The 18244-nt window shown below is 61.7% G+C and carries 18 protein-coding genes; 12 read left to right on the top strand and 6 right to left on the bottom strand.

Going from position 1 to position 18244, the window contains the following annotated elements:
• Positions 1 to 39 precede the first annotated feature (39 nt).
• Complete coding sequence (locus AC1DIP_RS19865) at positions 40 to 1167, bottom strand: CaiB/BaiF CoA transferase family protein (RefSeq protein ID WP_477734816.1); 1128 nt, start codon at positions 1165 to 1167, stop codon at positions 40 to 42.
• 113 nt (positions 1168 to 1280) lie between these two features.
• Here AC1DIP_RS19865 and AC1DIP_RS19860 point away from each other — a divergent pair, with 113 nt between their 5' ends.
• Genes AC1DIP_RS19860 through AC1DIP_RS19830 form a run of 7 tightly spaced genes read left to right on the top strand, consistent with a single transcriptional unit; the run spans position 1281 to position 7672 of the window.
• Positions 1281 to 1712 carry a Zn-ribbon domain-containing OB-fold protein gene (locus tag AC1DIP_RS19860; RefSeq protein WP_477734815.1) on the top strand — a complete coding sequence of 144 codons (432 nt, stop codon included), beginning with the start codon at positions 1281 to 1283 and terminating at the stop codon, positions 1710 to 1712.
• Positions 1709 to 2866 (top strand): thiolase family protein, encoded by a 1158-nt coding sequence (locus AC1DIP_RS19855; RefSeq protein ID WP_477734814.1) that lies wholly within the window; start codon positions 1709 to 1711, stop codon positions 2864 to 2866. The genes AC1DIP_RS19860 and AC1DIP_RS19855 overlap by 4 nt, the downstream gene beginning before the upstream one ends.
• Positions 2863 to 3459, top strand: coding sequence for a Rossmann-fold NAD(P)-binding domain-containing protein (locus AC1DIP_RS19850; RefSeq protein WP_477734813.1), 597 nt, complete (start codon positions 2863 to 2865; stop codon positions 3457 to 3459). Before AC1DIP_RS19855 ends, AC1DIP_RS19850 begins: the two co-directional genes overlap by 4 nt.
• Complete coding sequence (locus AC1DIP_RS19845; protein WP_477734812.1) at positions 3456 to 4220, top strand: SDR family NAD(P)-dependent oxidoreductase; 765 nt, start codon at positions 3456 to 3458, stop codon at positions 4218 to 4220. Before AC1DIP_RS19850 ends, AC1DIP_RS19845 begins: the two co-directional genes overlap by 4 nt.
• 13 nt (positions 4221 to 4233) lie before the next feature.
• Positions 4234 to 5865, top strand: a complete 1632-nt coding sequence (locus AC1DIP_RS19840; RefSeq protein WP_477734811.1) for a class I adenylate-forming enzyme family protein — start codon at positions 4234 to 4236, stop codon at positions 5863 to 5865.
• Positions 5862 to 6836, top strand: coding sequence for an SMP-30/gluconolactonase/LRE family protein (locus AC1DIP_RS19835; protein WP_477734810.1), 975 nt, complete (start codon positions 5862 to 5864; stop codon positions 6834 to 6836). The genes AC1DIP_RS19840 and AC1DIP_RS19835 overlap by 4 nt, the downstream gene beginning before the upstream one ends.
• Positions 6833 to 7672: a carboxymuconolactone decarboxylase family protein gene (locus tag AC1DIP_RS19830; RefSeq protein WP_477734809.1), complete on the top strand. Its 840-nt coding sequence runs from the start codon at positions 6833 to 6835 to the stop codon at positions 7670 to 7672. The genes AC1DIP_RS19835 and AC1DIP_RS19830 overlap by 4 nt, the downstream gene beginning before the upstream one ends.
• Positions 7673 to 7929: 257 nt before the next feature.
• Here the strand turns inward: AC1DIP_RS19830 and AC1DIP_RS19825 are convergent, their stop codons facing one another.
• A complete protein-coding gene (locus AC1DIP_RS19825; RefSeq protein WP_477734808.1) occupies positions 7930 to 8562 on the bottom strand; it encodes a GntR family transcriptional regulator in 633 nt (210 codons plus the stop codon).
• A 177-nt stretch (positions 8563 to 8739) separates the two neighbouring features.
• Positions 8740 to 10080 (bottom strand): MFS transporter, encoded by a 1341-nt coding sequence (locus AC1DIP_RS19820; protein ID WP_477734807.1) that lies wholly within the window; start codon positions 10078 to 10080, stop codon positions 8740 to 8742.
• A 461-nt stretch (positions 10081 to 10541) separates the two neighbouring features.
• Between AC1DIP_RS19820 and AC1DIP_RS19815 the strand changes: the two genes are divergently transcribed.
• Positions 10542 to 11612 carry a quinone oxidoreductase family protein gene (locus tag AC1DIP_RS19815; RefSeq protein ID WP_477734806.1) on the top strand — a complete coding sequence of 357 codons (1071 nt, stop codon included), beginning with the start codon at positions 10542 to 10544 and terminating at the stop codon, positions 11610 to 11612.
• A gap of 126 nt (positions 11613 to 11738) precedes the next feature.
• Here AC1DIP_RS19815 and AC1DIP_RS19810 read toward each other — a convergent pair whose 3' ends face one another.
• The 3 genes from AC1DIP_RS19810 to AC1DIP_RS19800 all read right to left on the bottom strand — a co-directional run bounded on the left by AC1DIP_RS19810 (position 11739) and on the right by AC1DIP_RS19800 (position 13967).
• Positions 11739 to 12452 (bottom strand): GntR family transcriptional regulator, encoded by a 714-nt coding sequence (locus AC1DIP_RS19810; protein ID WP_477734805.1) that lies wholly within the window; start codon positions 12450 to 12452, stop codon positions 11739 to 11741.
• Positions 12453 to 12555: 103 nt separating this feature from the next.
• Positions 12556 to 13392, bottom strand: a complete 837-nt coding sequence (locus AC1DIP_RS19805; protein ID WP_477734804.1) for an HpcH/HpaI aldolase/citrate lyase family protein — start codon at positions 13390 to 13392, stop codon at positions 12556 to 12558.
• Positions 13389 to 13967: a MaoC family dehydratase gene (locus AC1DIP_RS19800; RefSeq protein ID WP_477734803.1), complete on the bottom strand. Its 579-nt coding sequence runs from the start codon at positions 13965 to 13967 to the stop codon at positions 13389 to 13391. The genes AC1DIP_RS19805 and AC1DIP_RS19800 overlap by 4 nt, the downstream gene beginning before the upstream one ends.
• Positions 13968 to 14119: 152 nt before the next feature.
• Here AC1DIP_RS19800 and AC1DIP_RS19795 point away from each other — a divergent pair, with 152 nt between their 5' ends.
• The 4 genes from AC1DIP_RS19795 to AC1DIP_RS19780 all read left to right on the top strand — a co-directional run bounded on the left by AC1DIP_RS19795 (position 14120) and on the right by AC1DIP_RS19780 (position 18096).
• Entirely contained in the window at positions 14120 to 15283 is a 1164-nt protein-coding gene (locus AC1DIP_RS19795) for an acyl-CoA dehydrogenase family protein (RefSeq protein ID WP_477734802.1), read from the top strand.
• 648 nt (positions 15284 to 15931) lie between these two features.
• Positions 15932 to 16495, top strand: a complete 564-nt coding sequence (locus tag AC1DIP_RS19790; protein WP_477734801.1) for a hypothetical protein — start codon at positions 15932 to 15934, stop codon at positions 16493 to 16495.
• The gene (locus AC1DIP_RS19785) at positions 16495 to 17220 is read left to right on the top strand and encodes a lysostaphin resistance A-like protein (RefSeq protein WP_477734800.1); all 726 of its coding nucleotides are present in this window, start codon (positions 16495 to 16497) and stop codon (positions 17218 to 17220) included. The genes AC1DIP_RS19790 and AC1DIP_RS19785 overlap by 1 nt, the downstream gene beginning before the upstream one ends.
• 246 nt (positions 17221 to 17466) lie before the next feature.
• Positions 17467 to 18096 (top strand): DUF4865 family protein, encoded by a 630-nt coding sequence (locus tag AC1DIP_RS19780; protein ID WP_477734799.1) that lies wholly within the window; start codon positions 17467 to 17469, stop codon positions 18094 to 18096.
• Positions 18097 to 18244: the final 148 nt, after the last annotated feature.

The following is an 18244-nucleotide window of genomic DNA, read 5'->3' as shown; positions in this document are numbered from 1 at the left end:
GCGGGTCGTTGCTTTGCCTTTTACTGTTTCCATTTCTTCCTAGTGCTCTGCAGCTTGAGGTTCCGGCTCCGGGGCAGTGCTGCGCCGATGCCAGCGGTCCAGGAGGACTTGCGGGTCCGCGTCGCCGTGCAGGGGGGTTGTGCTGCTTGGGGTCCGGCTGAAGCGGGGGGCAGCTGCTGGCTGCACTGACCCTCCAAATTCCGCCCACGTGCCGCGCTCTGCAAAGTGGGGGTGGGACGCAGCCTCCTGAAGAGTCAGGACAGGGCTGACGCAGGCGTCCGCCCCTTCGAATGCCGTCGTCCACTCCGTCAGGCTTCGCTCGGCAACTTTTGCGGCGAACAACTCTTTGGTGTCGGCCCACGTCGCCCGGTCATACTGCTGATCGGCCAGCGTTGGGTCCAGTTCCAGCACGGAAAGCGCCCGCGAATAGAACCGTGGCTCAACGGCACCGAACGCCAGGTCCCTGCCATCTGCTGTCCGGTACACCTCGTAAAACGGAGCGCCCGTATCGAGGGCATTCGTGCCCGGGGGATCCTGCCATGCGCCCCGGGCAAGGGCGCCGGCGATAGAGACCATCAGCAGCGCGGCGCCGTCGATCATGGCAGCGTCGATTACTTGGCCGAGTCCGGAGGTGGCGCGTTCGACCAGCGCGCCCAGGACCCCCACAGTCAGCAGCATCCCGCCGCCGCCGTAGTCGCCTACAAGGTTCAGGGGAGGTATTGGGCGTTCCCCCTCCCTGCCGATCTGGCGCAGTATTCCGGAAATCGCGAGGTAATTGACGTCGTGCCCTGCCTCTGTGGCGAGTGGGCCGGACTGCCCCCAGCCGGTCATCCGACCATAAACGAGCCTAGGATTCAGGTCCAAGAGCACCGCAGGCGAAAGACCGAGGCGCTCCATGACGCCCGGACGGAAACCTTCGATGATGACGTCTGCCACCGCGATGATTTCCTTCACCTGGTCCACCCCTTCCGGGTCCTTCAGGTCAACCGTTATGCCCGACCGGCCCCTCCAGATGGGCCCGGATCGGTCGTGGGGATCTTCAGGATTCCGTGGCGGGGAATCGATCCTTAGGACCTCTGCCCCCATGTCAGCGAGCATCATGGCCGCGAACGGAACCGGGCCGAGCCCTGCCATTTCCACAACCCGCAGGCCAGTCAGTGCACCCATCTACGTTCCTTTCATAAGCAGGGCCCCGGAGAGAGTTCCGGGCTATCTCCATATTGATAATGTATCAAATATCAGCAATACTGGACACGCAGTCATATCAAGGGAGATTTGAAATGAGTCCACAGCTGTCAGCTGATTTGCTTGACCTTGAGCCCTTCAACGCGGACAACGTCGTGGCCCGGCCCTTCGGTCTGGTGGGCACTAAATGCGGCGGATGCGGGTACGTCACCTACCCGTCCCGGTCGTTCTGCCCGAAGTGCCGCCAGGCGGGGGTGGACATTACGCAGGTGGTGCTGTCTCCAGCAGGCCGGGTGCATTCTTTTGCCGTGGTCCGGCAGGCCCCGGAGGGTACCCCGGTGCCGTACGTGCTGGCGCAAGTCGACCTTGAAGACGGGTGCAGAGTCCTGGCCCAGTGCGTCCCGGCCGAGGGCGGGCAGCTGCACATCAACGATCCCGTCGAACTCGTTCCCGCCGAGTTTCGTTCCCGTTCCAATGAAGCCGTGCTCGGATACAAGTTCCGCACGGTGCGTGAGGAGTCCGCATGACTATCAACCCCGCCCACGTCGCCGGCGCAGGAATGATCAGGTTCGGCAAGTTTCCAGCCTCCACCACACTGGAGGGAATGGCCGCAGCAGCTTCCAGGCAAGCCCTAAGTGACGCAGGCGCCGACGTGCGCGATATCGAAGCGATCTACACAGGGCATGTTTTCGGAGGTCCCGTCGCCGGGCAGCGGATAGCAGTGCACCTTGGCCTCGACGGACGACCCGTGACCAACGTCGAGAACTACTGCGCCAGCGGGGCCACTGCAATTCGGGAAGCATGGATAGCATTGGCCGCTGGCCTACACGACATCGTCCTGGTGATCGGCGTCGAAAAGATGACGGACCGCGTCTTCGGCGGGGTCAAACCTGATCCAGGCGACCTGGACGCAGCCGTTGGCCTGGTGATGGCCGCCGGCCACGCGATGAGCGCCCGCCGCTACATGGCGGACCACGGGGCCACCCGTGAACAGATCGCCGCCGTGGCAGTCAAGAACCACGCCCACTCGGTGCATAATCCGTACGCGCAGTATCAGCACGCCATCACATTGGAGGACGTCCTGTCAGCGCGTCCCATCGCCGATCCGCTCGGCCTGCTTGACTGCAGTCCGATCTCCGACGGCGCTGCGGCGATGGTACTCTGCAACGCCAACGGCCTGCGCAAGCTTGGGCTTGCCGCCTCATCAGCCCCCCGCATTATTGGCTGCGGCCTCGTCAGCGGCAGCCTCCAGGTCGGAACAGATGACTTGAACGCCGAAGACGTATCGCGGCGGGCGGCACTGGCGGCGTGGGAGATGTCCGGGATCGGGCCGGAAGACATCGACTTCGTCGAGATGCACGACTGTTTCACCATCGCCGAGATCGTCCGCCTCGAGGGCCTCGGGCTCATCCCCGTCGGCCAAGGCGGGCAATGGACCCAAGATGGGTTGACTGGAATCGGAGGCCGGCTTCCGGTCAACCCCAGCGGAGGACTCCTCTCCCGCGGGCACCCAGTGGGGGCAACCGGAGTCGCGCAGGCGTGTGAACTGACGTGGCAACTAAGAGGGACAGCAGGAGGCCGCCAAATTGAATCGGCACGCATCGGATTGGCCTACTGCAAGGGCGGCACCGTCAGCGGCACCGACGGCGGATCAGTCACGACGCTGGTGATGTCCCAATGACCGCCACTCACAGCACCACGCTGCAGGACTACGCCCGCCAGACCACCGATGCGGCAGCAATCATTGGCGATGGCCCCACGGCCAAGGCCATAGCGGCCTTGGCGCCTGAGCTGTTCTCGGAACCGGAGCGCAACGAAAATACCTCGGCCGTCTGTATCGTCCCGTCACTGGCCGCAGCCCTGCCCGCCCCGGAGTGGACAGCGGCACATTTGGCCGCTGCCGTCGGCGACCCCCTTGTCTGGGTGGTCCATGAAGTCCAGTCAGTCATTGTTCCCTTGATCGAAGCCGGGAAGCCCGGACGGATCGTTATTATTCTTCCTGCCGAGGAGGCTCTGGGCAGAGCAGGGGACGCCGCGGCAGGAGCAGTTTGCGGCGGCATCCTGTCGATGGCCCGCACATTGTCACTGGAGCTGAAGCGAAAGGCCATCACAGTGAATGTTGTCTGCGTCGACACCGGATCATGCTACGAAAAGCCGGCAATTGCCCAGGCTCTCCGTGGTCAACTGGAGCTTCTTCTCCGGAGAGATTCGTGGATTACCGGCCAGGAAATCTGGGTAACGGACGGAACCGAAGCGGGGAGGGTGCGGCCATGATCGGACGTGGAGTGGCCCTGGTGACCGGGGCCGCCGGCGGCATCGGACGCGCAATCGCCATGGAACTGGCCGCCCAGAAGCATCACGTAGTCCTCGGTGATTTGGATCTGGAAGCCGTATCGGTGATTGAGCAGGCAATCCGCACGGCCGGAGGATCTGCTACAGCGGTACAACTGGATGTCACCAGTCAGGAATCCAGAGCCAAGGTCATCAGGCTCTGCGACGAGGACCTTGGCGGCTTGAACACACTCGTCAACTGTGCAGGGGTGCTGCAGGACTCCCTAATCGAAAAAATGCCCCTCGCGATGTTTTCCCGGGTGTTGGAGATCAACCTCATCAGCCCGCTGGCTTTGATCGCAGAAACTGTAGACCTCATGCGGCGCAGCAGCGGCGGAGCCATCATCAACATCGCTTCCCGTGCCTGGCTGGGCATCTTCGGCTCCACCGCATACGGCACCTCCAAGGGCGGTCTCGTGGGCGCCAGCCGCGCCTTGGCCCTGGAACTTGGGCGCGATGGAATCACCGTCAACTGCATCGCACCGGGATTCATCGAGACCGACATGTCTGCATCCCTGCCCCCCAAAGTCAGGGAGGCGACCTTGGCTTCGCTGGCGGTCCGCCGCGCCGGCCAGCCGTCCGACGTTGCAGCCGCCGTGGCATTTCTCGCCCAGGCCCCGTACTGCACGGGCCAAGTGCTGCCCCTCTGCGGCGGGCGCAGCATCGGCACCCCCACCATTTCCTCGCCGACGGCAACGAAGTAAAAGGAAAACCACAGTGAACACCACCAAACCCCAAGCCACCACCTGCAGCGGGCTGCTTCGGGAAGCGGCCTCGCTGCACCCTGAACGCACTGCCTACATCTTCGATGATCGACACACCACCTTCGCCGAATTCGACGCAACCGTCAGCCTTTGGGCCAAGGGCCTGCTGCACCTGGGTGTTCAACGCGGGGAGGCCATCTCGGTGCTCGCCGGAAACCACCCGCATTTTCTACATCTTGCCTTCGCCGCGGCACGGATCGGCGCCCATCTAGCCCCCCTTAACACCTGGCACACACCTGATGAGCTGCAGTACACCCTCAACCACTCGGACGCCGTGGCACTGTTCGCCGTTGACATCCTCAGGGCAAGGAACTTCAACACCGCCGTCTCCTCGTTTTTGCCCGAGCTTAACGAGTCCCATGCCGGGAGGACCTTTGCCGCGGCACCTGAACTAAGGGATGTGGTGTCCCTGGGGCAAGGTCTCCCCGGCATGATGAACGTGGAAAGCTTCCTTGAGGGTGCGCAACACATTTCCGATGACCAACTGCACGAGCGCGAGCAACTGAATGCACCATCGGATCTGATGTACCTGCTCTACACCTCGGGCAGCACGTCCAAGCCCAAGGCTGTCATGCTGCACCAGGGCGATGCCATAGAGAACGGCTACCAGATAGGCGTGCGACAGGGGATCGATGAAACCGACAGAGCATGGCTTGTCACTCCGCTGTTCTACGGGGTCGCCGCACTCCAAGCACTCTTTGCCACGTGGACGCACTTCGGCACGATTGTCCTCCAGGAGGCGTTCGAACCTTCCGCCGCCCTGGAAATCCTCGAGCGTCATCGGTGCACGGTGTACTTCGGCTTCGGCAACCTCACACGCAAGTTGTTGGCGGCACCTGGGTTCGACAAAGGCAAAGTCTTCCTGCGAAAAGGGATGATCGGATTCTCGGTCGAAGACCGGCGGCTCGCCATCGAAGAATTGGGCGTCGAACACGGTGTGAGCGTATACGGGCTCACCGAAACCTATGGCCTGGCAGCCCTTACCGACTACAGGGACCCAAAGGAAGTCGTCATGACCACCCAAGGAAAACCGCTGCCCGGTGTCGACATCCGCATCGTAAATCCCGAGACCGGCCAGCCCGTCGAGGCTGGCGTTGTAGGGGCAATCACCGTCCGGGGACGAACGACGTCCGGCTATTACAAGGACCCCGTTCGCTCCATGGAGGCTTTCACCGCTGACGGCTACTTCCTGACGGGCGACCTCGGCCGCTACGACAGGGACGGGCGGCTCCAGTTTCAAGACCGAAGCGGGGAGATGATCAAGACCGGCGGCGTCAACGTCTCACCACAAGAGGTCGAAATGCTGCTGGACCGTGTGCCCGGCATCAGGCAGGCACACGTGTGCGCCGTCCATGACGAGGAAAAAGGACAAGCGGTCGCGGCCTTTATTGACGCGGACGCCGATCTGAGCCCCGACATGATCCGGCAGCAGCTCAAGGCAGTGGCAGCCAGCTACAAGATTCCGAAGTACTTCTTTTATCGAAGCGATGATTCACTTCCGCGACTGGCCAGCGGCAAAATCTCCCTGCCGGCTTTGAAGAAGGAAGCTGCCGAACTCGTCAGCAGCGCGGTCGAGGCACGATGAACACGGCCACATCACTTCCACGGACTCCCGCTTCCGGCACGCCGGGCGGGACGTCATCCGGCCCTGACATCCGCCTGCCCCAAGGTGGCAGGATCCTTTCTACAGGACTGGGCTTCACCGAAGGTCCATGCACAGACGCCTCCGGCCACCTCTTGGTGACCAGCATCAATCGTGGTTCGGTTTACCGGATTCCTGTGGAATCCGGTAAACAACCGGTGCTGGCCTTCGAGTGCGGCGGCGGGCCCAACGGGCTGGCTGTGGGACCTAACGGAACGATTTTCGTGGCCCAGAACGGCGGCACGGCAATGGCTTCCAAGTCCCAGCTGCCAGCCAAGCCGTCCATTCAGCAGTGGCAGAACGGCAACCTCACCGTTGCCCTGGACACCGGAGTTTCGGCACCCAGCGACTGTGTAATTGGCCCTGACGGGTGCCTGTGGTTCACCGACCCCGCAGACCACGAAATATTCCAACGAGGGGCACCAGGACACCTTCGCTCCTGGAACCCCGCGACCGGGGAACTGCACACCTGGCTCACTGAGTTGGCATTTCCCAACGGCATCGCTTTTGGTCCCAACGGCACGGAACTGTATCTGGCCGAAACCTCGCTTCGGACTGTGACCCGCTATCAAATGACGGATACGGGACCCGAAGCCGACGGATGGATGGCCACCATCCCTCACGGACATCCCGATGGAATCGCTCTCGATGCGGCCGGCTGGCTGTGGGTTGCAGGCAGCACCGGCCACAACCTCATGGCCTTCGACCCGACCGGCCGAATGTGCCATGAAATCGACTTCGGACCAGGCGTTCTGGTCACAAGCCTCTGCTTCGGCGGCCCTGGTCTGTCGAGGTTGTACGTTACGACTCCCAAAGGCGGGACCGTACTTGAAATCCCGGCCCTGCACCCAGGCCTTCCCCTGCCTGTCCACCGGCAGCGCGCCGGGAACACCGGCAGCCCCGGCGGCTGTTGAACGGCGACGGCGCCTGCCCGAGCGAGGTCATGGCCCGGCTTGCTGCCATCTACGGCGGCGCCGGACCAGGTCTTGCCCTATTGACCCAAATCGACCCGGGCTTTACAGCCTCATTTACCGCCTATGCTGAGGCAGCGTACCGCGGCGCATCACTCGATCCCCGCCTGCGACAGCTCCTGTTGCTCGCCCACGACGTCTCTATCACGAACCTGGATGGAACAGGCGCCCGAAACCGTGTTCTCCTGGCGCTGAAGGCAGGCGCCACCGAGCGTGATGTCACCACGGTCATTGAGCTGGTGACAATGGTTTCCCTGCACGGCCTGACCAGAGGATTTCCGCTACTGTGCCCGCTTGAGGACCAAACTCCGGACACTGACGCTCCTACCGGCGGTTATTGGGCTGCCTTCGAGACCGCCTTCCCCGCATTTCACCGAAGGATGAAGGCGGCGAACCCTGATGCGTTTGCCGCCTACCGGGCGATGGGGGAGCACATCTGGAAGACGGGCAGCCTGGACCCTGCCTGGGCCGAGCTGGTCTTTGTTGTCATCGACCTGGCCAACACCCATCTCTTCACCGAGGGCGCGGCCTTTCACATTCGGAACGCACTGCACTACGGAGCCACGCACCAGCAGGTACTGGACGCTGTATTCCTTACCGTCCCGAGCATCGTCCGCAGCCTCGAAGTGGGTCTGAACGCAGTCGCCGAGGCCACCGCGCTGTTTGAGCAGGAAATCAAAGCCGGCAGCCAGGCTAATCGTTCCTTAGATAATGTCGGCCCCGCGGGCGGCGTAGAGGTTCGTAGGCCTGTGGCGGCTCCCTGCACCGGCCACGAATAGGCGACGGTTCCGGGACAGCATCGGCTGCCGCCGGATCGAGAAACCGGCGGCAGCGGAGACCTTCCGCGGGCTTTTGAACAGTCGACCTGCGAGGCGGACCGGTTGCACAAATTCTTTTCATGCCCGGCCAACCAGCCACCTTGCGTGCCTGGCGACGGTGCGTCCCGTCAAACCAAGGAAGACGCGGGAGGACAACGCCAGGACCCGGTGGGCGGGGTGATGGGGCGGACAGGGGTCCTCACAGCGGGGACCTCCGGCTAGACATCCTCCAAGACATGGGCACGTCGCAGCTTATCGACCACGTGCCGTCCTTCGGCGACCGTGTGGTCCACACACGCGCGGTCGGCACCTGCACCATCACCTCTTTCGAGTGCAGCCAGGATTAGGGCGTGCCCGGCGTTCGAATCCTCGATGGATCCGGAAGGGTTTTCGTAAACTGCCCGCGGAAGATTGTGCCCCAGTTGCCGCAGTACCGAGGTCAGCCGCCGGCTGCCCCCGGTCTGAGTGACCAGAGCGTGAAACTCCCAGTCAAGGTCATGATAGGAGCCCCAGGTTTCCGTCCCGCACATCTGCTCATGCAGGGCCCGCAAGCGGGCCAGCGTGACTTCATTCAGCCGCCGGGCTGCCCGGTTCGCTGCCAGGCCCTGGATCATCCCGTACATACGGTAATGGTCTTCGATGTCCTCCTGCAGGATAGGGACGACGAACGTTCCCCTGTGAGGCTCGGAAGACACCAACCCTTCTGTCTCCAGCGTGATCAAAGCCTCCCGGACAGGCAGTCGGCTGACGCCGAGCTCCTCGGCCAAGGCGTCCTGAGGCACCCGCTGACCGCTGCGAAGAGTTCCGTCAAAAATCAAAGCTCTGATACGGTCCGCCACGTGGTGGCTCATGGTCCGCCGCGGGGCTTTGACCTCCCCTCCCCGGCCGCGGACCCCCTGCAGCTGTTGCGAGGAAGTCGCCGGGCTTTCCACCTGTGGAATGTTGGTCATTGAGGAACCCCTTTCCTATCAGACCAAAAGGACTGGATTTGATAATACATCAAATCCAGTCCTCGGTTCGGGCAAGGGTTAGACCGTTTGCACTGCGGCGCTGGGTGTTCCTCCCACCTCCTCAATGACATCTTCATCCGAGTAGATCGCACGCTTGGACAAAGCGACAACGGATACAGCCCCGATAACTCCACAGACTGCCATCCAAGTGCTGATCAAAAGTGTCGATCCGGTCCAACCAAACAACAGTGTCGCCAGGAAGGGTGTTGCGCCTCCCAGAACGCTGACTGAGATGGCCTGGCAAATTGCGACGCCGCTGAACCTGACGCGCGGATCGAAGCGGCTGGCGAGCATCGCTGCCTGGGGAGACACCAGGGCGGCGTGCGCAGCGGCCAGCGCGAAAGCCATGCCGGCGAAAATCAGTCCCGGCGACTTGGAGTCGACGAGGAAAAACAACAGGAAGCACGAAGGGATGGACAGCAGACACCCCGACAGTAAGACGGCCTTCTGTGAAAAAACATCACAGAGCCAGCCACAGAGTGGAATGGCGAAGAAGTAGACGGCGGCCGCGGAAAGGAGCGGATTTAGCAGGGAACTACTGGGCATTCCAGCCACCGATGTTCCGTAGGAAACCGCGTAAGTGCTGACGACGTAGAAGAGAACCGATCCCGGGGCAACAACGCCGGCAGCGAGCAGGATGTCTCGCCACTGGCTCTTGAACAGGTGGCCAATGGGGGCGCGGACCTTTGCCTGGTTTTGTTCCAGAGCAGCGAAGACAGGGCTCTCCTCAAGGCCAAGACGAATGAACAGCGAAATGATGAACAGGACCGAACTGAAAAGGAAGGGCAGTCGCCAGCCCCATTCAATAAAGCCAGTCCCTGAGATGGCAGTGCTCACGTTCACGGCCAGGGTTGCCAGAAGCAGGCCGCCAGGCGCGCCCACGTAGACCAGGCTGCCGTAGAAGCCGCGGCGACGTTCCGGTGCATGCTCAACGAGCATCAGTGCCGCGCCGCCCCATTCCCCGCCGATTGAGATGCCTTGGGCGAAGCGAAGGACCACCAACAGAGCCGGTGCCAGCCATCCAATTTGGGCCTCCGTCGGAAGGCACCCGATAAGGACGGTAGCGGCGCCCATCATTGACAGCGACGTTATCAGTGTGGCGCGTCTGCCCATCCGGTCCCCCAAGTGACCGAAAATGAGCGCCCCGACCGGCCTGGCGAAGAAGCCCACAGCCAAGGTGGCGAACGCCGCCAACGTTCCGGCCAGAGCGCTGTAGCTGGGGAAAAAGAGCTTTCCGAACACGAGCGCTGCCGACGTGCCGTAAATGAAGAAGTCATAGTATTCGAGTGTCGTGCCGGCGACGGCTGCACTGCCGAGCCGTCCGATACTGGCACGCTTTACTTCTGGTGAAGATGACATTGGTTACTTCCTGTCGAAGCTAAGGAAAGGGATACAGCCCGGTTGCTGTTGCGGTGGCGTCCCGCGTCGGGGAGGTCGCGGGCAGCCGTCATGCGCCGGAAGGTAATTCGGGATGGGATAGCCTCGGTCACCCTGTGCGATTTACATCTGCAACTCGTAACCCCGACAACCCGGTCCCCGCGGCTGTCTGGGCATCAGCGGCCCGCTAAGGGGCGCCATCGTCCATTAGCGGGATAAACATGAGGAGCGAGCTGTGGCTCACCTCACACTGCATCATGTATCAAATATAAGATCCAGATCTTGGCCGAGTCAAGCATGCCCGCCCTCCGGCCCGTATGCGTGCCGATATCACGCCATTCGCTGACGGCTACTGCTGAAAAAGGTGGCCAAATGGACTCAAAAATTGATAATGTATCAGAAATCCGAAGTGCGGATGTTGCGAGTTTTGAAACGAGAACTGCATGAAAGCCATTGTTGTAGAAGAGCCGGGTTCGCCGGAGGTCCTGCGTCTGACATCCGTTCCGGACCCGGTTGCCACGGGCAGGGACTGCTTGGTCCGGGTCATGGCGTGTGGCGTGTCGTCCCACGACGTCGCGACGCGCAACGGGACGCTGCGCCGGGGAATCGTCATGCCGGTCATTTGCGGGCACGAGATCTCCGGTGAGGTTGTTGCCGTGGGTCCAGATGTTACCGAATGGCGACCGGGCGATCAGGTCGTCAGTACTCAACGCCGACGTGTCTGCGGGCGCTGCAAATGGTGCCGGAGCGGCCGTGAGACGCTTTGCCCCGACCATGAGTTCCTGGGGGACGTTGGGCTCAATGGCGGATATGCCGAAATGGTCCTCATCCAGGAGGACAACCTGGTCACAAAGCCCGGCAACCTTTCGCACGCCCACGCATGCGTGGTGGCCAGTGCAATTGGCACCGAGCTCAACGCTCTCTGTGATGTGGCAAGGGTCCAGGCAGGAGAGTCTGTGTTGGTCACCGGAGCGGGGGGAGGCCTTGGAATTCACGGAATCCAGGTAGCGCTGGCCTGCGGGGCCCGGACGCTTGCCGTCACGACATCTGAGGAAAAGGCCGAGGTGTTGCGCCAGTTGGGTGCCGAGGTGATTCTTGCCGAGCGCGGTAAGGACTTTTCGCCGCTGGTACTTGCCGCAACCGGAGGCGAGGGTGTTGATGTGGCCATCGACAACGTTGGCAGCCCCGTGTTCACCGAGGTACGGCGGAGCATGGCCAGAGGAGGGCGATGGGTTCTCGTCGGTCAACTGACGGGAGACTTCATTCCCTTCAATCCGGCACAGCTCTTCCTGCGGGGAATCCATTTGATGTCTGCTCTAAGCACGTCCAGGCAGCAGCTGAAAACCTCGTTGTCTCTGGTCGAGCGGGGCTTGGTCAAGCCGATCATTAGTCATCAGCTGCCGCTGGAGCGGATCGCGGAAGCCCACGAACTTGTTGAATCAGGGCGCAGCTTTGGGCGAATTGTGGTCTTGCCCAATATGAAGACTCAAGACCAGCTGCCGTCAGCGCCGTAAACGCAGCTCGCCGCTGATCCCTGGATCGTTAGGAGTGCGGGGCCGTGGCTTCCCGCGGCCCTGCATGAGCGGATTTTGTTTCATCAGGTACGCGGTCGGAGAGGCTGCAGGGCGGGGGCGGCTGGGTCAGCCTCCGGCCCGGGCGGATTCAGCCGGGGGCAGCTGTTCAGCGGCCGCGATGCGTTCGTCGAAGTGCAGGGCGAGCAGTTCGCCTGAGTGCACAATGTGGCTTTCCATGGCTGACCGAGCCGCATCAGGATCTTTCGCCCGTATGCCGTCGAGGACTCTTGCATGGTCGTCCAGGGTGGCTTGAGGCCAGCCTGGGATTGATGAGTAGAACCTGCGCGGGACGTAGCGTGTCATCAAGCCCAAGACCCAGACGATCTTGCGGGAGTCGGCGAGGAGGTTTATTTCGCGGTGAAAGGCGTGGTTCTTCTCTTCGAGGAGCTCCAGATCGCCCCGTGCCGCCGCCGCGATGAGTTCGTGGTGAAGGGCCTCGAGTTCAGCGACGCCAGCCGGCCCGGCTTTCGTCACGGCCCGGCATGCCAACTCACCCCCAATGAGGGCCTGAACCTTGAAAAGGTCCCGGATGTCCTGTCCGGTCAAGGGCGCTACCAGAAAACCCCTACGGGGAACGAGCTCAAGAAAGCCCTCCACCCGCAGAGCCTGAAGGGCTTCCCGGGCCGGCGTCGTGGAAATTTCCAGGGCCTCGCCGATCGACTCGGGGCGAACCGATGTCCCGGGCCGCAGTTCGCCGGACATGATGAGCCCGCGCACATACGAGGCGGCCTCATCGCTCAACTGCGGGCGGGCACGGCTGCGGGAGCTGTGGTTCGTCATGGTGGGAAGGCCTCTTTCTGATGTAATGCTCCACTACAACATACGGCAGCGGGCGGGCGCCCCTCTTTGTGCACGCCCCGGAAACAGGTCACCCCTTCCAACGCTAGGGATGCTGTCCTGCTTCCATGAGTATCTTTCGGGCCCGTTCCACGACTGGCCTGTCAACCATCTGTCCATTTACCTGGGCGGCGCCGCCCGAAGCTTGGACTACCTCCCGGGCCCAGGAGACATCCTCCCTGGACGGCCTGAAGGCATCATGGACTACCGCCACTTGTGCGGGATGAATGCACAGCTTGCCGCCGAATCCGAATCTGCGGGCCTGTCGTGCGGACCGGGATACAGGCGCCGTTGACACGATGTCGGTGGACGGCGAATCCCACGGGGCAGCGATTCCAGCAACCCGTGAGGAAACCACCAGGTGGGATCGTGCGTAGTCGAGGAACCGGCCCTCTGTCGCATTCATGTCGAGCAAGTAGTCAATCGCGCCGAACGCCAACCGGCTGACCTTCGGCACCTGCGCCAGAGACAGGGCGTTGGACAGTCCCAAGGCTGATTCAACGAGAGGCACCAATGACAGCCCTTCCGGAATGCGGGCGCCCAGCTTCCCGAGTGTTCGCGGATTCTCCGCCTTGGGCACCATAATCCCCAGGAGACCGTTTCCGGGCTCTCTGGACAGTTGCAGCAGTGCAGCGGTCTCCTCCCTGTAGCTCTCGGATTCGGAGTGGTTCACCCTAACCACCGCGCTTAAACCACTGCTGCTTTGCGGGGCGAGCTCCGCCAGCACTGTTTCCAGGGCAGATCTTTTTGAGGATGCCGCTACTGAATCCTCAAGATCGACGATGACCACGCCGGCACCGGATTGAGCCGCCTTTAGGAAGCGCTCCGGCCGGTCACCGGGAACAAAAAGAGCTGTGATGGCTTGAGTGACCCGGCCTTTCACAGCGTTCCCAGGTCTGGGAATGAAGACTCATCCGGCCGGGCTGCGCTCACGTCAGGAAGATGTCCCTGCCGGTACACGAGGAATGTTCGACGATAGCTGATAACAATCTCCTGCTTCTGGTTGAAGCCTTCCGTCGCAACCGTGACCAGTCCAAGCCCCGGCCGGGACTGGGAGGGCCGGCACTCCAACACCTTGGAGCGCGAGTAAATGGTGTCCCCCTCATAGACGGGGTGCGGCATGCGTACCGCGTCCCATCCAAGGTTCGCGAAGACGTTCATGGACAAATCAATGGTGGACTGGCCGGTGACCAAGGCCAGCGTAAACGTCGAGTTCACCAACGGACGACCGAACTCGGTTCCGGCAGCGAAGTTGGTATCGACGTGGGTCTTGGCAACATTCTGGGTCAGGAGGGTGAACCACTGGTTGTCTGCCTGGGTAACGGTCTTCCCAAACGGGTGGTAGTAGATGTCACCCACCGAAAAATCCTCGAACAGCCGCCCGGTCCATCCAGCAACCACTCGCACCGGTTCCAACCCTTCACTGCCCAGCACCTTATCCGCCTCTTCTGACGTCATCGTATCTCCTTGCTTGGAATTGCAAATATATAATATTGTCACCTGCTGATGTGTCACGACGGAACGGTCTCACCCGGCCCTTAGCTCCCTTGTAGGCGCGCAATATATTATGTATTCTAGGCGGCAGGCATCGATATTACAAAGGAGTGACCATGCTGACCGACACCATCAAGACAGACGGGCTGCGAGCCCAAACCCGTGATCTATGCGCCGACTTCCCGGATGAGTACTGGCGTGAGACGGACCTTCACCGCCGGTACCCGCAGGAGTTCGTAGATCACCTGACTGCAAGCGGACTTCTTTCAGTACTCATACCGTCCGAGTACGGCGGCCTTGGCCTGGGGCTGACTGAAGCGAGCGTCGTGATGGAAGAGATCAACAAGTCGGGGGGACACTCTGCGGCATGCCATGCACAGATGTATACGATGGGGGCGCTTCTTCGACATGGCTCTGAGGCTCAGAAACGGGAATTTCTACCCCAAATCGCCGCAGGCGAGCTCCGCCTCCAGGCGTTCTCCGTAACGGAGGATGTGGCGGGTTCCGATACGACCAGCATTGAAACGGCGGCTGTGCCGGACGGTGACGGGTTCATTATCAGCGGACACAAGAGCTGGACCAGTCGCATCGACGAATCGGATCTCGCCCTGGTCCTTGCGCGAACGTCACCCAGGGGAGAGGACCGGACCCACGGACTGACGTTGTTCCTCGTTGATCTCCGACAAGTCCGGGCAGAGCAGCCGGAGGCTCTGAAGGTTGTCAAGGTCCGGACCATGTTCAACTACGCGACCAACCAGATCTTCTACCAGGGCCTGCGGGTTCCCGCCACCTCCGTCATCGGCGAGGTAGGCAAGGGCTTCCGATATGTCATTGACGGCTGGAACGCCGAGAGAATTCTTTTGGCCGCCGAAGCCATCGGCGACGGCTACTGGTTTACGCAGCGGGCAACTGATTATGCAAACCGTCGTCAAGTGTTCGGCCGCTCCATCGGTGCAAACCAAGGTGTGCAGTTCCCGATCGCCGACGCCTACATGAAAATCCGCGCCGCAGACATGATGCGCTATGAGGCGGCCCGGCTGTTTGATGAGGGCAAGCCTTGCGGTGCCGAGGCGAACATGGCTAAACATCTGGCATCAGAGGCGAGCTGGGAGGCGGCCAACGTATGTCTCGATACCCACGGCGGCTACGGGTTTGTCGATGAATACGACGTGGAACGCAAGTTCCGGGAAACGCGAATGTTCCAGGTCGCCCCGATCAACAACAACCTGATCAAATCCTTCATTGCGACGAAGGTCCTCGGCCTGCCGCGCTCCTACTAAATGGCATTCGTGAGACTGCATCTGCAGCATGACTGGCTGGCCGTAATCGGTCAGTGCGTTGAGATACGGAGAGGCCATACCCCGGTGCGCACCGGATTCGTTGACTCGGTCACCGACGATGGCTCCATTCTCTGGATCGCCGCGCACGGTGTTCACCCTCGCATGATGATTGAGCGCGCGCTGGGCTTTCAGGTCTGGGTTTCCTACAAGTGGGACACCCAACGGTAGGCCACGAAGTCCGCCGGGTACTGCCGGTAGTCCCCGGCCAGCAGGTCCCCTTCGGGACGCCGCGTCGGTAATGCGTTACAGAGGGGCGTTCCCTACCTTGCCACGCACAAATAGCAGGCAGCACCCGATGGGGGAGAGGGGGCTGCAAGGAGTGGTTTACCCCACGTTCACAGCTCAGGCCGGAAGCTTGCAGAAAGAGACACCCATGTACCCCTTACACCCCGAACAATTCCTGATGCTCCACAATGCGGAACGCGACCGTGTGAGCACTAGGATGCCCGGTCCCCCCGGAGACAATGCCGATGAGCCCGACATATGGGTCAGCGGTAAAGGTTCCTCCTGCCTGACGGAATGGGAAGAAGCAACCGGGCAGCCCGAGCCTCAGAGTCAAGGACACCCCAGGAGTCGGGGGAGGATGGCATGACACTCACCCAGTGGCTACTCAATGCAGGTCTCCTGGTATTTATCCTGGCATCCAATCTCGGAACGCGGCCTCTCACGGCCGGCCGCCTGGCCATGCCGGTGGTCCTCTCCGTTTTTGCGGCCGTCGTGTTCCTCTCCAACGCCCCGGTCCTTGGCAATGACGTTGCCCTGGATTTTGTAGGGGCAGCGGCAGGCGTGGCGCTGGGGATCGTGGCAGGGATGCTCATGCGTGTCAGACGCGGTGTGGGCCGAAGGCTTGTCAGCACCGCCGGTAGCGCTTATGCAGTGCTATGGTTCATCGTCATCGGCGGCAGGGTTGCCTTCGCTGAATCGGCCAACGGATGGGCTAAGGCTGCCATCACCGACTTCTCCATAAGCAACCGCATCACCGGCTCGGACGCGTGGACAGCGGCCTTCATCGTCATGGCGCTCACTATGGTCGCCGCCCGTGTGCTCACCACAATCATCCGGTGCCGCGTCGTAGCCTCTTCCCCCGCCGGTCACGACCACGATGTCTCGCAGGAGCTGACTGCCGGCGCCTCTTTCGAAAGAAGGCCGTGATGCGTACAGCAGTTGCTTCGCGGTTCCGCCCCCTTTACGAGGCCCTGGGGCTGGCGGCGGGAGTCATGGTGCTGACCATCACCGTCGCGTACGTTCTCGGCTGGTTGACGCCAGGACTTGATCTCTTGCAGCGTCGGCTTATTGCCGTGCTGGTCCTCGCCGTCTTCGCCACGGTAGTAGTCGTTGCCAAAGACCGAACGATACTAAGCTCTGGAGGCATTGAGCCCCGGTTGCTCATCATCCCGGGCCTTATCGTCCTGTCGCCTTTCGCAGGCGGCGTGAAGGATGTCGGGTTTGAAACCGGAAGCCTTCTCGTGGCCGGATACCTCGCAACGGGTGTGTACGAAGAACTCTGGTTTCGAGGAATAATATTGAAAAGCCTCCACACGTGGACGCCCCTGCGGTCAGCGTGTCTGTCCTCAGCCTTGTTCGGCTCCGCGCATCTGTCCAACCTCGCATTCGGAGCAGATCCTCTAGTCACAGCTGCCCAAGTCATCGGCGCCGCATGCTTCGGCTTCGGACTGGCCGCCCTGCGACTGCGCGGAACCACACTCTGGCCCCTGATCATCCTGCACGCGGTTGGAGACATCGCCCTCCAATTCGGGAACATCACGAGTGCGTGGCGCTGGACAAACATGATCGTAAGCGACATTTGCATGCTAATTTTCGGGCTGATCATCCTTCGTGCCTCCACCGGCCGAAGAAATGACCCAAGCATCACCTAGCACGGTGATCGCGCAGGGACGGTATATCGGAGGGAAACCGTCATCGTGCGCGTCACTGCCGCCACGATCGACCCGCTCCGCCTAATGAGAACACCAACCCCCGGCAAGTTCCCCAGCTCCCGTGGTTTAGGTGAGGGAACAGGGCGGGGCCGCGAAAACCCCTCGAAAACAAAGCGACAGTGGTGCCATTGCCTGTATGGCAGCACCGAGACAGGGCACACCTGAAGCCCGGAAAGGAGAGACAGGATGCATCAACGACCATCCCAGGACGGGGCAGCAAGGGATTTCATGTCGGGAGTGTCCAAGCCCACGACTGGTGCCCCTGTCAGTTGGCTGGCGACTTACCCCATCGCTCTTCCGCGTGACTACGACATGGGCATCATCAGGGAAAGAGTTGCTACCCGCGGGACCGCGTTGGACCAGCGTGCCGGGTTGAGGGTCAAGGCGTACCTCATCAGCGAAGCCGGCGTCGATGGTTCAAGTGTGAACATGTATGCGCCCTTTTACCTCTGGTCAGATGCCGCCGCCATGGCAGAATTCCACTGGCAAGGCGGTGGATTCGAAGGAATTGTCAGGGATTTCGGACGGCCACGGGTCCATACATGGCTGCCCGTGGCCACCGCATCAGGCGCGCTTCCCCACGGACAGGCCCGGCATGCGACCACCCTGTCCTCAATGGTCGGTCCTGACCTGCTCGCCGGAGCCGACGAGCAGGCGGCACTCGTGCGTCAGCTCTCACTGCAACCGGGTGTTGCATGGGCAGCGGCAGGGATCAATCCCGAAACATGGCAATCGGTCCTTTTCGCCCTGGGCGACGAGACTATGGACGCACACGGGGACCGCTGGCAGGTTCTGCACGTCAGCGCACCAAGCTGACCTCTCGCCGGTACCACGCCTTCGGTAGCACGCGGCGAAACAGGCGGACCCGTCAAGAGACGCAACAAGACCACCCGGAAACCCGGCTCGTCCCTGATATGACCCGGTACCGCAAAAGCCGGAAGCCAGCGACTCAGCAATGAAAGTT

The organism is Pseudarthrobacter sp. 05T312 (assembly GCF_056396685.1).
This window is presented reverse-complemented; position numbering and strand designations above follow the sequence as displayed.